14 protein-coding genes are annotated in these 14,689 nt (G+C 53.4%); 3 read left to right on the top strand and 11 right to left on the bottom strand.

Annotation, left to right across the window (positions count from 1 at the left end):
* Positions 1-21 precede the first annotated feature (21 nt).
* The 10 genes from Pla144_RS06020 to Pla144_RS05975 all read right to left on the bottom strand — a co-directional run bounded on the left by Pla144_RS06020 (position 22) and on the right by Pla144_RS05975 (position 10,266).
* Positions 22-1,371: a DUF2254 domain-containing protein gene (locus Pla144_RS06020; protein WP_146448793.1), complete on the bottom strand. Its 1,350-nt coding sequence runs from the start codon at positions 1,369-1,371 to the stop codon at positions 22-24.
* The gene (locus Pla144_RS06015) at positions 1,364-3,751 is read right to left on the bottom strand and encodes a phosphoketolase family protein (RefSeq protein WP_146448790.1); all 2,388 of its coding nucleotides are present in this window, start codon (positions 3,749-3,751) and stop codon (positions 1,364-1,366) included. The genes Pla144_RS06020 and Pla144_RS06015 overlap by 8 nt, the downstream gene beginning before the upstream one ends.
* Before the next feature lie 46 nt (positions 3,752-3,797).
* Complete coding sequence (locus Pla144_RS06010; RefSeq protein WP_231936192.1) at positions 3,798-5,741, bottom strand: heavy metal translocating P-type ATPase; 1,944 nt, start codon at positions 5,739-5,741, stop codon at positions 3,798-3,800.
* Positions 5,742-5,770: 29 nt separating this feature from the next.
* Positions 5,771-6,157 (bottom strand): DUF302 domain-containing protein, encoded by a 387-nt coding sequence (locus Pla144_RS06005; protein ID WP_146448787.1) that lies wholly within the window; start codon positions 6,155-6,157, stop codon positions 5,771-5,773.
* Between the two features lie 16 nt (positions 6,158-6,173).
* Positions 6,174-7,478 (bottom strand): acetate/propionate family kinase, encoded by a 1,305-nt coding sequence (locus Pla144_RS06000; protein ID WP_231936191.1) that lies wholly within the window; start codon positions 7,476-7,478, stop codon positions 6,174-6,176.
* An 812-nt stretch (positions 7,479-8,290) separates the two neighbouring features.
* Entirely contained in the window at positions 8,291-8,623 is a 333-nt protein-coding gene (locus Pla144_RS05995; protein ID WP_146448785.1) for a hypothetical protein, read from the bottom strand.
* Between the two features lie 121 nt (positions 8,624-8,744).
* Positions 8,745-8,927 (bottom strand): hypothetical protein, encoded by a 183-nt coding sequence (locus Pla144_RS05990; RefSeq protein ID WP_146448782.1) that lies wholly within the window; start codon positions 8,925-8,927, stop codon positions 8,745-8,747.
* A gap of 110 nt (positions 8,928-9,037) precedes the next feature.
* Positions 9,038-9,193 (bottom strand): DUF3309 family protein, encoded by a 156-nt coding sequence (locus tag Pla144_RS05985; RefSeq protein ID WP_146448779.1) that lies wholly within the window; start codon positions 9,191-9,193, stop codon positions 9,038-9,040.
* 86 nt (positions 9,194-9,279) lie between these two features.
* Positions 9,280-9,543: a hypothetical protein gene (locus Pla144_RS05980; RefSeq protein ID WP_146448777.1), complete on the bottom strand. Its 264-nt coding sequence runs from the start codon at positions 9,541-9,543 to the stop codon at positions 9,280-9,282.
* Positions 9,544-9,864: 321 nt separating this feature from the next.
* Positions 9,865-10,266 (bottom strand): DUF2294 domain-containing protein, encoded by a 402-nt coding sequence (locus Pla144_RS05975; RefSeq protein ID WP_146448775.1) that lies wholly within the window; start codon positions 10,264-10,266, stop codon positions 9,865-9,867.
* Positions 10,267-10,688: 422 nt separating this feature from the next.
* Here Pla144_RS05975 and Pla144_RS05970 point away from each other — a divergent pair, with 422 nt between their 5' ends.
* On the top strand, positions 10,689-11,066 hold the full coding sequence (locus Pla144_RS05970; RefSeq protein ID WP_146448773.1) for a DUF2294 domain-containing protein: 378 nt from the start codon (positions 10,689-10,691) through the stop codon (positions 11,064-11,066).
* A gap of 145 nt (positions 11,067-11,211) precedes the next feature.
* On the opposite strand, the gene Pla144_RS05965 is transcribed toward Pla144_RS05970, so the two are convergent.
* On the bottom strand, positions 11,212-12,408 hold the full coding sequence (locus tag Pla144_RS05965) for a hybrid sensor histidine kinase/response regulator (protein WP_197530412.1): 1,197 nt from the start codon (positions 12,406-12,408) through the stop codon (positions 11,212-11,214).
* 31 nt (positions 12,409-12,439) lie between these two features.
* Here Pla144_RS05965 and Pla144_RS05960 point away from each other — a divergent pair, with 31 nt between their 5' ends.
* The gene (locus Pla144_RS05960; protein WP_146448769.1) at positions 12,440-13,048 is read left to right on the top strand and encodes a glycosyl hydrolase family 28 protein; all 609 of its coding nucleotides are present in this window, start codon (positions 12,440-12,442) and stop codon (positions 13,046-13,048) included.
* A gap of 236 nt (positions 13,049-13,284) precedes the next feature.
* Positions 13,285-14,688 carry a glycoside hydrolase family 28 protein gene (locus tag Pla144_RS05955; protein ID WP_197530411.1) on the top strand — a complete coding sequence of 468 codons (1,404 nt, stop codon included), beginning with the start codon at positions 13,285-13,287 and terminating at the stop codon, positions 14,686-14,688.
* Position 14,689: the final 1 nt, after the last annotated feature.

Below are 14,689 nucleotides of genomic sequence, written 5' to 3'. Positions count from 1 at the left end.
GTTCGCCATGTCGTGACCGTATTAATTGCCTTGCCCCTCACCAATGCATAAGGCCGGACCAGCATCGAGCACTTCGCGCACGCGCGTCAGCCGTGCATCTATCCTCGTGCGGTCGTGCGCGGACTCGAGGGAACATTCGGCCAGCTCGGCAATCCATTGAACTTGTTCGCCAAGCATGCTCCGACGGCTTGGACTGGCCGTCAAACGGGTAAGGGTTTGGAGGGCACCGAGCATCCGCGACATGATGGCGACGTTGCCGTTGGCGTTGCTTCGAATTTGGTCGAACGATTCGGCCAGCAAGCTTTCAAAGGTCGGGCCTTTTGCGATTACTCGCAGTTGACCTTCATCGTAGCGATGCGACGAGGGAATTTGTCTCTGCGTTAACCTCGCCAGAATCACAGTTAAATAATCGACGCACATGATGGCGGTCGTTGTGTCGTTGACGCTGGGAGAGAGTGCTTTCAGCGCGATATCGACGATCTGCCTGATGCCGAAGGCTGCATCCTGATCCACAGTGCGGTGGCGGCTTATGTTGAATGTCGCCTGGAGGTCGTCGATCGTCGCTTGATCGGGAGGAACTTCCAGAGCAAGTGAGGCCAATGTGGTATTCTCAACAACAAAATCGCCAATGCCGTTATCCATCCATACGATCGTATTCCTGTCGCGTGCGAGGTGAACGAGCTCGTCGTTATCCACACTTTGGATATAGCCACTCTCGCTGGCCTTGACCGGTTGCCACTTCCAATCGGATGGCGGTCGGGCTGATTGCTCGTCATCTTCGTTGCCCACTACTTGTCCGAGATTGACCGGAAACAATCGGTCGACGGCAGAGATCGTTTCCTCTGCGACCAAAGCAATGATACTGGAAGCCTGGATCGAAGAGGCGATGTGATGAATGAAGAAGATCAGAGCGCCGACACCACCGAGTGCGAGGACGAAGCCGAAGGAGACTGCCAGGTTGGGAACGAATGTGCCTTCATCGCCACTGCGAATCGTGCGCAATACGATCAGGCAATAAGTGAAAATGCCGGCGAAAATCCCAAGGACGACCTGAGTGACACGGCTGCGAATGAAATTTCGTAGGATGCGTGAGGTGTATTGGCTCGAAGCCATCGCCAGTACCATCAAGACCATCGAGAATGTCACGCCCACCACGGTCATCATGGATCCGGCAATGGTGGACATCATTCCTCGAGCACCTTCCGCCCCGGCCCCAAACAGTCGCGGCCACTGAGCCAGCCATTGGTTGCTCACGGCGGAGTCTGCCTCGATCAAAACCGCCGCGAGGGCGATGCTGGCCACGACAATCATCGAGGGCATAAACCAGAAACTCGACCGCAGATTGCTCCAGATTTGTCTGAATCTATTCATGGGTCGGCTCCCACCTCCAGTTGCGGACTTCTGGCATGTCGAGTCCATGCTCGCGAATATAGACGAAGTGTTCTTGCAGTTTGTCCATCAGTTCCTGTTTCAAGCGAGCCCCCGTGTCGCCGGTCTTTGGCACGCGGTCGATCGTGTCCATCACGAGATGAAAACGATCGAGATCATTCAGCACAGTCATGTCAAAGGTCGTGGTGATCGTGCCCTCTTCCTTGTAGCCGCGTACATGCAAGTTGTCGTGATTGGTTCGCCGGTAAGTCAGTTGATGAACCAACGAAGGGTAACCGTGAAACGCGAAGATGATCGGCTTGTCGCGAGTGAACAAAGCGTCGAACGCTTCATCGCTCAGCCCGTGTGGATGTTCTGATGCCGGTTGCAACTTCATCAGGTCAACGACATTAACGACGCGCACTTTCAGTTCCGGCAAATGTTCGCGCAGGATAGAAACTGCGGCCAGAGTTTCAAGCGTCGGCACGTCACCGCAGCAGGCCATGACGACGTCAGGTTCGGTTTCGCCATCGTTGCTCGCCCAATGCCACTTGCCGATGCCCGCCGTGCAGTGCTCGATCGCTTCGTCCATCGTTAGCCACTGCGGGGCCTGGTACTTGCCGGCGATGACGACATTCACATAGTGTCGGCTGCGCAGGCAATGACCCCAAACCGACAGCAGACAATTCGCGTCAGGCGGTAGGTAGACGCGAACAATCGACGCCTTCTTGTTTGCGACGTGGTCGATGAAGCCCGGGTCTTGATGCGTAAAACCATTGTGCGCCTGTTGCCAGACGTGCGATGCAAGTAGATAGTTCAGCGACGCGATCTTTTTGCGCCATGGAATATCAGCCGTGACTTTCAGCCACTTGGCATGTTGGTTGAACATCGAATCGACGATGTGAATGAAGGCTTCGTAGCAATTGAAAAGCCCGTGCCTTCCAGTGAGCAGATAACCCTCCAACCAGCCTTCGCACTGGTGCTCGCTGAGCATTTCCATGACCTGGCCGTCACTGTCAAGAAACTCGTCATTGTCTTGCGTGCGAGCGTCCCATTGCCGATCTGTGACTTCAAAAACGGCGTTCAGGCGATTCGACAGCGTTTCATCCGGCCCGAAGATGCGAAAGTTGCGTTGCTTGCGATTCCGCTTGGCAATGTCGCGAAAGAACTCGCCTAGGACGTGTGTGTCCGCCGCTTCCACAGAACCGGGAGCCGGCACATCAATCGCGTGCTTTCTGAAGTCCGGCATGATTAGGTCTTTGAGTAGCAAACCACCATTGGCATGGGGATTCGCTCCCATCCGCCTCACACCGACAGGCGCCAGTTCAGCAAGCTCTTCAAGCAGTCGCCCGCGCTCATCGAACAGTTCCTCGGGCCGGTAGCTTCTCATCCAATCTTCGAGCTGTTCAAGATGTCCGGGGTGTTCGTCGTCGATTTGCAGTGGAACTTGATGCGCACGGAATGTGCCTTCGATCTGGAGACCATCGACGAATTTCGGACCCGTCCAACCTTTGGGCGAATTGAGCACAATCATCGGCCAATGTGGTCTCGTCGCATCGTTCTTCTCGCGTGCATTGGATTGAATGTCGCGAATCTCTTCAATCACCTGATCCATGACATGCGCCATCCGCTTGTGCATCGATTCGGGTTCGTCGCCTTCGACAAAGTACGGCGTCCATCCGCAGCCTTCGAGATACTGCTTCAGCTCCTTGTGGGTGATGCGTGCGAAGATCGTCGGGTTGGCGATTTTGTATCCATTCAAATGCAAAATTGGCAGAACTGCTCCATCGGTGATCGGATTCAAGAATTTGTTGGAGTGCCACGCGGTGGCAAGCGGTCCCGTTTCCGCCTCACCATCGCCAATCACGCAAGCCGCGATCAAATCCGGATTGTCAAACACCGCTCCGAAAGCATGACTGAGCGAGTATCCCAGTTCACCACCTTCGTGAATCGAACCTGGACATTCGGGTGACACGTGGCTGGGGATGCCGCCGGGAAACGAGAACTGTTTGAACAGCTTTTTTAGGCCAGCCTCATCCTGTGTGATCTCTGGGTAGACTTCGCTGTAAGTCCCTTCCAGATATGTATTGCCAACGATCGCAGGTCCACCATGTCCGGGGCCGGCGACGTAAAACATGTTCAGATCGTACGACTGAATCACACGATTTAAATGCACATAGATGAAATTCTGTCCCGGCGTCGTACCCCAATGGCCGAGCAGTGTCGGCTTGACATGCGCTAGCTGTAATGGTTCCCTCAGCAACGGGTTGTCGTACAAATAAATCTGCCCGACCGACAAATAATTAGCCGCCCGCCAGTACGCATCCATCTTGTGGAGCAGTTCTGTGTCGTGGTGCAATTGTGGAGTGGTTGTTACGGACATTTTGGTTCCTGTCGTTGGTAGAGCTATGAATTGTTAGGCGTGGCTGCTACATGTCATGCATCACCTTGGGAGGAAAGGCGGCTCGCAAAGCGTTCAATACTGCGGCGACGTCAATGACTTCCTGGAGGATGGCACCGGCGACCGGCGTTAAGTATCCAGATGCTGCGAACCCCATACCGATCAAACTCAACGCCATGCCACCGACGGCACTTTGCAATGCGATCGTTCGCATTCGGCGACTGATGTGCATGAACTCGTCGACCTTCGTGAGCGAGTTGTCCATGATGACAACGCCGGCGGCTTCGGCGGTGACATCACTGTTTTGTCCGATCGCCATGCCGACCGTCGCGGCCATCATGGCGGGTGCGTCATTGATACCGTCACCCACGTATAATGTTTTCGCTTTGGCCGTTTCTTTCCGAACAATAGCCAGTTTTTCTTCAGGACTCTGCTCAGCAAAAATCTGGGTGATTCCGACCTGGTCAGCCAGGTAGCGGACCTCTGTTTCACGATCGCCCGACAGAAGCATCACGCGATTGAATTGATGACGTGGAGCGAGATGATTCACGAAGGAATGACTATCGGAACGGGGCGCATCGCGGAATCGCAAAGTTGCAGCATAACGCTCGTCGATTGCCACCACGCACTCCAAGCCTCCGGCGACAGGAGGAATTTGATCAACGCCAGGGATGTTCTGCTCAGCAAGTTTGTTGCGACTGGTAATTTGTAGCGAATGACCGGAAACGGTCCCAATCAATCCTTTTCCCGGTTGCTCGCTAACCTCGGTAGCTTCGGGTAGCGCGATTCCAGCTTTACTCGCAGCAGCTAGAATAGCGCTCGCCAAGGGATGTTTTGAGAACTGTTCCAGGCTGGCGACAAGCGTCAACACTTCCGTCTGGTCAAAGCCTGGAGCATTCAAGTTTTCAGTGAGAGTCGGCTCGCCATATGTCAGCGTGCCTGTCTTATCGAAGATCGCAGTGCGACATTGGGCGATCTGTTCCAGCACAATGGGACTTTTGACAATGATCGCGCGTCGAGCACATAGAGAAATCGAACCAATGATGGCAACCGGAATCCCGATCAGCAGCGGGCAGGGCGTCGCGATCACTAGCACCGACAAAAAGCGAGTTGCTTCACCACTAGCGACCCAGGCGATGAGAGCAACGGACACGGCCACCGGCGTATAGATCGCGCCCAGCCGATCTCCTAAACGCTGCAACTGTGGACGTTTGGATTCGGATTCACGCATGACTTCCATGATCTTGGCATAGCGTGAATCCGCAGCGCGCTTCGTCGCGCGGATTGTGAGCGCTGAATCGCCATTAATTGCGCCCGAGATTACGGTCGAGCCGGAGGTCTTGATGAGCTGAAAAGGCTCGCCGGTCAGATAGGACTCGTCCATGCCACCGCGGCCTTCGATCACGACGCCATCCACGGGGCAGATGTCGTGCGGAAAGATGACCAGCGTGTCGTCAATGGCAACCTCTTGCAGTTCGACATCGACAATCCCAGATTCCCGTTTCTGGTGGGCAACCGAAGGCATGCGTTTGGCGAGTGCAGCGAGAACCGATGAGGCACTACGCAACGCATAACTTTCCAGCGCCTCACCTCCGGAGAGCATCAGGACTATGATCGAGCCGGCGAGGTATTCACCCAGCAGCACTGAAGTAATGATGGAAATCCCACCCAGGAGATCGGAGCCGAATTCCCGCTGCAGGAGCTTCCGCAACAAGTCGTAAAGCAGTGGCAGCCCACCGAGGACCAACGTGGCCTGCAAAGGAATCTGATTGGTGCTGGGAACGGTTTGGAAACCGAAACGCAGCACCAGATGCACAAGGATCGCCACGAAGGAAAATGCCGCGATGAGCGTCGACTTCCGGCGCCAGAGGCCCGACGGTCGATCTGAGCTCGACTTGGGCGGCGTCCGCGTCTCTGAACTGTTGGGAGGCATTGCATCCATCGTCATGACATCAGCATGTTCTTCGGCCATAGTTACGGTTTCCATTAGAAGCTACGCGGTCAGTTTGAGGCCGCCTCTTTCATGATCTTGACAATTGTGTCTTCCACCTCCTGCGCCACCTCTTTCAGTTGTGGGACGTTGAACATCGCCAGCAGCGTCGTTGGCTTCAATGTTGCCAGAATCGTTTTCCCATCCTCGTCGTAAATGGAGATACGGCAGGGCAATGCGGTCGAGACGCTCATGTCCGCTTCGAGCACCTTCTTCGCTTGTTGCGGTTGGCAGACCTCGAAGATGAGACATTCAGGGGCAAACTCCACGCCTTTCTTCGTCATGGTCTCTTTGAGGTTATGCACTTGCATGACGCCAAAGTGATTGGCCTGAACGGCGGCCTGCAAGGCAGCCGAGGCTTCACTCACGGTTTTGTCAGTCGGGACTTTGATCAGCATCGGTTTGCTTTCATGGTTAAGGGTTCGTGGCAGACCCGGAAGTACTCTTTTCACTAGAGTCGCCAAGTCCAAGTAGACGGTACACTGAACGCGCGATCATCAATTCTTCGTCGGTGCGGATCACGCGGACCGTGACTCCGAGGGTGGCCGAGGAAATCACAGCCGCATTCGTCGCATTTTGCGGACCTTCGAGTTCGATTCCAAGAAACTCCAGTCCCTGGCAAATCCGGTCGCGGACTGCGGGTGAGTTCTCTCCAATGCCACCTGCGAACACGAGCGTGTCAAGTCCGCCTAGCGCCGCGGCAAAGGAGCCGATCCACTTTTTTGCCTGATAACAAAAAAGCGCCACAGCTTCCGCTGCCCGCACGTCACTGGCTTCCCTCGCGAGCAAATCACGCATGTCGGAACTGATCTCCGAAACGCCGAGTAGTCCGGACTCGTGATTAACCATTTCCTGAAATTGCGTCGCGTTCATTTGCTCTGTGCGCGCCAAGTAGGAGAACAGTCCCGGATCCAGGTCTCCCGAGCGGCTGCTCATCACTAATCCCGACGTCGGCGTGAAGCCCATGCTGGTGTCGATGCTCTTGCCGTCGCGCACGGCGGCCAGGCTCGCGCCGTTGCCAAGGTGAGCTAGGACCACCCGTCCCTTCGTGGCCGCGGGGTCGCCAAGGCGCGCCAGCTCTTCCATGAGGAATTGATACGACAAACCGTGGAAGCCATAACGGCGAACGCCTGCCGCCTCGTAGCGACGAGGAATTGCTAACAGACTGGCGACTCGTGGCATGGTGCGGTGAAACGCGGTGTCAAAGAACGCCACCTGAGGCAAAGTAGGGTAGCGTTCGCGAAATGCCTCGATCAGTTCGATCTCAATGGGCAGATGCTCCGGATCGTACGGCATAATGCGGTGCAGCTCATCGAGCAATTCGGGCGTGACCCGCTCCGGTTCACTATGCGCCATCCCATGCACCACCCGGTGTCCCACGGCTTTGACCGAAGCAAAGATCTGCTGCGATTCGAGCCAATCCAATAGAAAAGTGGTCGCCGAACCACGATCGCCGGGATCAATGGCGCAACTTTGCTTTGGTTGACCGATAAATTCCCTAAACGTCAAATTCGTGCCGCTCAGACCGATTCGATCCACTTTTCCATGCAGCAACCGCTGCGTCGGTTCGAGGTGATCGTACAGCGCGAACCGGATGCTCGAAGAGCCGCCGTTTATCACGAGAAAATTAAACGACTCGCCGTTTGCCTCCATGGTTTTGACGTGCGAGGCTAATTCCCCTGAGCGTGCTGAATCTCTCAACTGATTATTATTGGGCATGATAGGATTTTACTTTGCCTACTACTTGCGGACGTTACCATCATCTGGTCGTGCATGTCCTTTATCGTCTGGGATGATTCTCAACAAAAAAAGCCGACGTGGCAGCACACCCGAAGGTGTTCCACCGCGCCGGCTTACACGTTAACAAGCCTCCCAGCCTAGCCGGGTTGCTCTTTATATAGTCATCCGAAATCTTCGGTACAGTTCTTTTCATTATTGCCGCCCGCGGAAGATCGACGAGAGCTGCAATCCAAATTTTCCTCTACCACTATTATAGGGCATAATCGGCCGAACACAATCCGGCTGGAGGCTTGTGAAGCACCGGGAAATAGGTAGAAGAAGTCCTCAGAATTCGTTTGTCTACATTTGGTTTCACAGTACTCATCGATGCAAATCGTTTTAACGAAGTATCATCGGGCGGAAATCACTATTTCATCTACAGCAGTTTCTGACACAGCTCTACACTGCTCCACGACCCAGGTGCACATGGGAATCGAACGCAGAGGACTGCAATCCTATCGCATTATGTAGCAATGACTTGTAGCAGGTGCAACAAGCGGTGGTAGCGCCTGGGCATCGCGCGAGCGACATCACGAGTCAATGTCCGTCGACGAAAGACATATGCGACTCGACCGAGGATCTCCAGTTGGTCACCAGTTCTTAGCTGAGTTTGTCATTGGAAGTTCGTCGTGCGATTTGCTTGATCGTGGAAGCGGCTGTCGTTCAGTGATTTCGACTACCATGCTTCCCTGAAAGTGCGTTACCGCCGAGCAAATAAAGAGGCTCTCGGCCCCCTGCAGCGAGGTCGTCTGCTATTGACCAGACTCATCTTGTCCGACGACTTGTCTTAAGTTCGACATTTCCATTCCATGGGCTCTCAACAGGCGACCGACCTGCTTTGACGGGGCCGTGTTCAACGGTAGATCAAGACGCTCAAGAATATCCGAAATGGGAACGCCGGTCTGATTTGCCACTTCTTCCAGAGTCATGAAGCCGCGGATAGATTCGTCATCACTTGACTCGATTTCCCCATTTGTACTCCCGAGTTCAGTCTGTTGGCCACCGCTCGGACCCTTTAGAAGTTCTGAGCGGGGCGCCGTCTGAGCAGGTGTTATGAGGGGGGCTGCTGCCAGCAACGTGACCAAGACAAGTCCGGCAATCCCTAGCGCGAAACGTCCAGCCGCCAGTTGCTTGCCAAACTGGAAAGGCTGTTGTAACGAGCAGATCAGATTGGCACATTTTCTCGCCAGTCGCGGACTTCAAGGTTTAGGGTTGTTCCGCCGGCGGATTGTCGCCCGTTTTCTCGACATCTTTCTTGGTGGTGACTGTCGTCGTTCCACCGGGCGTAGAGACCGTCGTCTCCTTGGTGGTTGACGACTTCTCGGCACAGCCGATCGTCACCAGTACAAACATGCTCAGCAGCAGTAACGAAGATAAATAGTGTCTCATTTTTGATCCTATCAATTGGGGGAACTCTCATGTGGCTGCTACACCGTGAAGCAAGCCGTACCTTTCAAAATCGGATGTTCTATCGATCTCAGGGAGTGGTTGTGATACTGCTAAATGCGGCCCACAAGCAGGAGGACGACTACGACTGCTACCACCAACCCCAGCCCACCGCTTGGACCGTAGCCCCAGTTTTTGCTGTGGCCCCAAGTGGGCAGCGCTCCGAGCAGCATCAAGACCAAGAGCACAATCAAGATAGTACCTAACATTTCAATACTCCTACCTAAACTAATAAGTGTCGAATGCAAAAAGTGGTCTTCAGTGACTCGCGATTGGCAACCGTTTTTTGTGTTCCCTAAAGATCATTTGACTTCACATTGTCGTCAGCCTGACCGTCCACCTTGCCGTCTTCCGTGACCCCGCCGGTCAGTTCGGTAGCCTTGTCCTTTGCCGTTTGGACATCCCGTTCAATCAAGCCCGAGTCTGTTGCAAGGTTGATGTTCACCTTGTCGCTTCCCACCTCGGCGGCTGGCTTCGTCAAGACGAACCAGCCTCGGTAGAAGCCCAGGGCGATCCCAAGCACCACTAGCACCAGGAGGGCTGTACCAATTTTCTTCATGCCTCACCTCTTTCGTACATTTCTTGAGACGTGTGGCCGTTGCCAAATCGAATCAGAGTCCGCTGCGGATGACCCCGCGACAATCTTAATGCTTCATCTTCGTTGCTAATCGCAATTGCACGGGATCATCCGACGAGCGTTATTCCAACCTCTTGTATCACCTTGATTCATCTGATTTTTGAATCTTGCCGCTGTTCCCGGCCTTGTTACTTACCTTCCTAGGTTGGGGACGCACCTTCCGGAACCAACCTTGGCGGTAAGCTAATCCGCCTGCGAGAAGCCCAAGGAGAACCGCAGTCGTTAAAATTGGGATGTTCATGGTTAACTCTCAACACCTATTGCAGAGCCACTGTTCTTGGTAAGTAAGAATACTTGGACAACGTTTCCGGTAGTAAAGGCATGCACGACGGTCCCGGTTGCCGGCTCGACTTCGGCGGTCGACTCGCGTACATCGCGGCCAGTTATTCTCTTGATTTCTTTCCGCAGCGCGTCAGCGGAGGTGAGGAACAGTTGACGATGAAATTCCTGGACTTTCGCTGCGCCGGCTTGAGACAGCGAGAGCGCCTTCTCAGCAGGCGACAACGCGTCTTGCAGTGTGATCACGAGGGTATCCTCTTTTAGGACCACGTTGACCGAAGCAGGTGCATGGCCCGTTCTTTCCGTCTGGAACGCGAGTGCCACCTGGGCAATCTTTTGTGCCATCACGGTTTCGGATTCATTCATGCGATTTGTCCTTGCAGGTGTTCGTGTATCTCTCACTCAACTAGCGATTAGGTGTTCACACGGAGCTTATCACCCTGCACATAAACACAAAAAAAAGCCGACGTGGCGGAACACCCGAAGGTATTCCGCCACGTCGGCTTACTCGTTATCGAGCCCCCCGAGCCGGGTTGCTCTTTATTTAGTCATCCGAAAATTACTCTTGGAAACTTGTTTGCCGCCCAAGGGAATCGTCCCGCTGGCAGCAATCTAATGTTCCCCTTATCGCATCTTACGACATTCCTATTGAAGAGCAATCCCCTTCGCCCCGCCTACGGACTATAGTAATATAGACTAAAAGGCTGCTTGCTCTTGAATGCCCACGATTTGGTGCCTCGTGGGGCTGGTCGTTGCCTTTAAAACTTATTTTGAAAATCGGTAATTCAATGAAGACACGTGGCGAGATCGAAGCTGCCGTATGTGATGGGGTTTCCCATTTCGAGCAGGAGTACATGGGACGCGGCCCAAAAGACATCCGAGCCCATTTGCTTGGCGATCTACTTGTCGTGCGCCTCACGGGAGTTTTGACTGCCGCGGAGCAGCATCTGGTGAAAACGCTGCCCCCTGAAAAGGGGAGAGACCTGCTCAAACAGGTTCGGATTCAACTCATCGAAACGGCTCGGTCTGCCTTGGAGGCAGTGATACAAGGTATCACTGGCATCAAACCAATCAGCTTACACCACGACATCAGTACGCTCACGGGTGAGGAAATAGTTGTGTTTACTCTTGCCGAGGCTCCACAGTGCCGTGAAACAAAAAAGTGATCGCTGGGACAAGTGGATTTAGCAGCGTGGATTTGGGCGTAGTGCGCCATTCCGATTAGGCCAGCCCAACCGACACATTGCCATCAGGTCGCACTCAGGAACTCCGGCCTTGAACCGCTCAAGCTCCTTCCGTACCACAGAATAACTAGGTCAATTTAAGCTCGTCATGCTTTAGGGAACTTACGCAACCGTCGAGTAACAGATCCCTAATCTTTTGGTAGCTGATCGGCTTAGTCAGGAGTCGATCAAAGCCGGCTTCCAGTGCTCGTGCTGTATACTCCGCACCACTAGAGCCGGTGAGAGCCACGAGCTGAACTCCTGCAAGAGATGGGTTCGATCGAATGGCAGTAGCCACGGCATAGCCGTCCATATCACCAAGGTCGATGTCGCAAAAAATGATTTCGGGCCGAAAAGTTTCCACAACACCCAGGGCGGACATGCCAGATTCTGCTTCATGAACCTCTTGGCCCAACTTTTTCAGTAACTCCGACAAGACGAATCTTGCGTCTCTGCGATCGTCGACAATCAGGATGCGATGGGAGGGTATTGCGACAGTCGACTTGGAAACGGGAGAGCGGAACTCGCTCGGAGCTGCCAATGCTAGCGGCAATCGAATGGTAAACGTCGAGCCGCAGCCCAGTCCTTCGCTCGAGGCATTAATCATGCCCTCATGCATTTCTATCAATCGCTTGGAGAGCGAAAGCCCAAGGCCAAGTCCCCCTTTGCAACGAACTCGGGAAGAATCCGACTGCCGGTAGGGTTCGAACATTGCTGCGACCTCCCTCGGCTCAATGCCAATGCCAGAATCACAAACGCTAAACTCTGCATAAGTACCATGGCCTTCGACCCGCACCATTATGGTGCCTTCAGGATCGGTAAACTTCGTGGCGTTATGTAACAGATTGGTCATCACCTGAGAGAGGCGCACAGCGTCGCCTTTTACCCAAAGTGCTTCAGGTGAGATCATCGTCTCTAGCGTCAGTTGGTTCGCTTCGAAGCAGTGACGGTAGTCCGCAACGGTGTGTCGTGCCAGGGTCGCGAAATTGAGTCGCTTTTTCCGCAAGAATATCTTTCCGCTGGCGATTCGTGAGTTGTCCAACAGCTCGTCAATGAGCGTCTTCATGAGCAGAGTTTGTCGTTTGATCACTCCATACAACTCTTTGGCTGAGGGAGGAATGCGTTCACTCCGATCCAGCAGCTGTAGGGCACCTGAAACGGCTGAAAGGGGGTTGCGCAACTCATGGGCGAGTAAGGCGATGAACTCATCTTTGCGACGATCGACCGCTGCCTCGTTTTTTTGGGCTACGGTTTGCTGCGAATTGTTACGATCAACCGATTCCATACGTATTTCATAGTCCCCGCTGACTTGTCGGATGTTAGAAAATAAAAAAAGCCGCCGTGGTGGAGTACCATTATCGGGTACTCCACCACGGCGGCTTACTCGTAAACAAGCCTCCCATTTCAACCGGGATGCTCTTAATTTAGTCGACCGCATAAAACATCTAGTTCGCAGCGGAAAACGCTTAATTGCCGCTGTACTAAACCACCAGTATGCGCCTTACTCCACAGGATTACTAGCCCTACAGGCCGTTCGCAATTCTTGCTCACCTCTCCGGATCAAGACCGACCGTAAGAATGGCGGGCCCGTATCGAACATGCTCAACGAAAACATCGCCATGAAGGATGTTGCGGGGGCGATCACGATCACGTGCTACTACCCAAAGATCCCAGCGATCAAACAGCCTAAACTGGTTAACAAGACGACGCCGGAGTACGGCAACATTACGATTCGCAATCTGACGGCCACCAGCACCAGAGATGCCGGTTTCATCTTGGACCTACCTGAGAGCCCAATCAAGGACATGCTGCTCATGAATGTGAAGATCACCTCAGATCGGGCGGGCCTTGGGATTCGGCACGTCGAGATTACCCCTGCAAAGGGCGAACCCGTGATTGTGAAGGACGCGGAGATTGACGAGTAGTCTTTGACCTGCCATCTTCGGCAGACTCGCTGACTTGGGTATTTGGGCTTCCCCGTTGCACTCCGGGCGACGCGGGCAAATTCGGTCCAAATCGCTCTATTTATCTCATTGCAGATTGAACCGCAGCAATTCAATCTATACACTTTTTGCAAAAATCCTCACTAATTGTGCATTGTCCGACTGTTAGAATTGAGGTTAAGCCTCCCTCCATTCTCAATTCGCAAGGAATCTTTTTCTTGAAACATCTCATATGGCTACTCTTTACCACCATCACATCTATTGCCGTCTATTCGAATTCAACCTCGGCAGTGGTGGCGGAGTTGAAGCATAGCGACTGGGATTCCGTTCCCAGTATACTTGCTCAGATTAAATCACCGGAATTTCCCGATCGGGATTTTCTCGTGACGGATTTTGGCGCAATCGGGGACGGTAACTTCGATTGCCATGCCGCTTTTCAAGCAGCCATCACCGAATGTGCAAATTCTGGTGGCGGGCGAGTCGTTGCACCTGCTGGCCGATGGTTCGTCAAGGGTCCTATTCACCTGCTAAGCAAAGTGAATCTGCATCTCGAAAAAGATGCAACAATTACTTTTAGTACGACGCCAGAAGACTATTTGCCAATGGTACTAACAAGGTTCGAGGGCACCGAGGTGATGAACTACTCACCCCTGATCTATGCCTTCGAACAAGAGAATATTGCCATTACCGGCGAAGGAGTACTCGACGGGCAGGCGGGGCCGAATCGGTGGTGGAACTGGAAAGGTCACTGGGGTGGAGCCGATGAGACGGGCTGGCATCGTGGAGACCCTGACCAGATTAAAGATGTGGAAAAGCTTGTTCTGCTTGCTGACGCAGGTGTCCCTCCCGGAGAGAGGATCTTTGGGAAGGGTCACTTTCTTCGCTCAAGTTTTATTCAACCCTATCGGTCGAAGAACGTCCTGATTGAAGGGGTGAAGTTTATGAATTCACCTATGTGGGTGATTAACCCAGTGCTTTCCTCAAATCTGACTATTCGGAATGTAACCGTTGACAGTCACGGCCCCAATAATGACGGCTGCGATCCTGAATCATGTCGTAATGTTTTGATCGAGAATTGCTTATTCAATACTGGCGACGACTGCATCGCCATCAAATCGGGCCGCAATGTTGACGGCAGACGCATTAACGTTCCGAGCGAGAATATCATTATCCGCGGCTGCACTATGAAAGACGGGCATGGCGGGGTGGTGTTGGGAAGTGAAATGAGCGGCGGAATTCGAAATATTTTCGTCGAGGATTGCCAAATGAGTAGCCCCCAGCTGGAACGGGCCATACGCCTAAAATCCAATTCCCTGCGAGGCGGTTTTCTGGAAAATCTATTTGTCCGCAATATTGAAGTGGGCGAAGTCAGCGAAGCTGTCTTGAGCATTAATCTACAGTACTGGGACGAAAGCGGAGAATTCTTTCCGGCCGTTCGCAACATATTCCTTGAGAATGTTACCTCTCAGAAATGCCAATACCCTCTGTATCTAGTCGGCCTGCCGGAACAGCCGATCGACCATGTTTACTTGAAGAATTGCAGATTCTATAACGCATCGGAACCGAGCGTCATCGAAAATGTTAAGCACATGTTTTTTCTGGATGTGAGTCAGCCTCGCTAGG

This window comes from Bythopirellula polymerisocia, from assembly GCF_007860015.1.
Classification (GTDB): Bacteria; Planctomycetota; Planctomycetia; order Pirellulales; family Lacipirellulaceae; genus Bythopirellula; species Bythopirellula polymerisocia.
The sequence above is the reverse complement of the archived record's forward strand: the minus strand, read 5'-3'. Positions and strand labels throughout refer to the sequence as shown.

What these genes read in the sequence shown, in the direction of transcription:
- Pla144_RS05985 (WP_146448779.1), bottom strand. Translation starts at nt 9,193, where the DNA reads ATGTTAGGTACTATCTTGATTGTGCTCTTGGTCTTGATGCTGCTCGGA.
- Pla144_RS05970 (WP_146448773.1), top strand. Translation starts at nt 10,689, where the DNA reads ATGAAGACACGTGGCGAGATCGAAGCTGCCGTATGTGATGGGGTTTCC.
- Pla144_RS05960 (WP_146448769.1), top strand. Translation starts at nt 12,440, where the DNA reads ATGTTAGAAAATAAAAAAAGCCGCCGTGGTGGAGTACCATTATCGGGT.
- Pla144_RS05975 (WP_146448775.1), bottom strand. Translation starts at nt 10,266, where the DNA reads ATGAATGAATCCGAAACCGTGATGGCACAAAAGATTGCCCAGGTGGCA.
- Pla144_RS06020 (WP_146448793.1), bottom strand. Translation starts at nt 1,371, where the DNA reads ATGAATAGATTCAGACAAATCTGGAGCAATCTGCGGTCGAGTTTCTGG.
- Pla144_RS06000 (WP_231936191.1), bottom strand. Translation starts at nt 7,478, where the DNA reads ATGCCCAATAATAATCAGTTGAGAGATTCAGCACGCTCAGGGGAATTA.
- Pla144_RS06015 (WP_146448790.1), bottom strand. Translation starts at nt 3,751, where the DNA reads ATGTCCGTAACAACCACTCCACAATTGCACCACGACACAGAACTGCTC.
- Pla144_RS06005 (WP_146448787.1), bottom strand. Translation starts at nt 6,157, where the DNA reads ATGCTGATCAAAGTCCCGACTGACAAAACCGTGAGTGAAGCCTCGGCT.
- Pla144_RS06010 (WP_231936192.1), bottom strand. Translation starts at nt 5,741, where the DNA reads ATGGCCGAAGAACATGCTGATGTCATGACGATGGATGCAATGCCTCCC.
- Pla144_RS05965 (WP_197530412.1), bottom strand. Translation starts at nt 12,408, where the DNA reads ATGGAATCGGTTGATCGTAACAATTCGCAGCAAACCGTAGCCCAAAAA.
- Pla144_RS05990 (WP_146448782.1), bottom strand. Translation starts at nt 8,927, where the DNA reads ATGAGACACTATTTATCTTCGTTACTGCTGCTGAGCATGTTTGTACTG.
- Pla144_RS05980 (WP_146448777.1), bottom strand. Translation starts at nt 9,543, where the DNA reads ATGAAGAAAATTGGTACAGCCCTCCTGGTGCTAGTGGTGCTTGGGATC.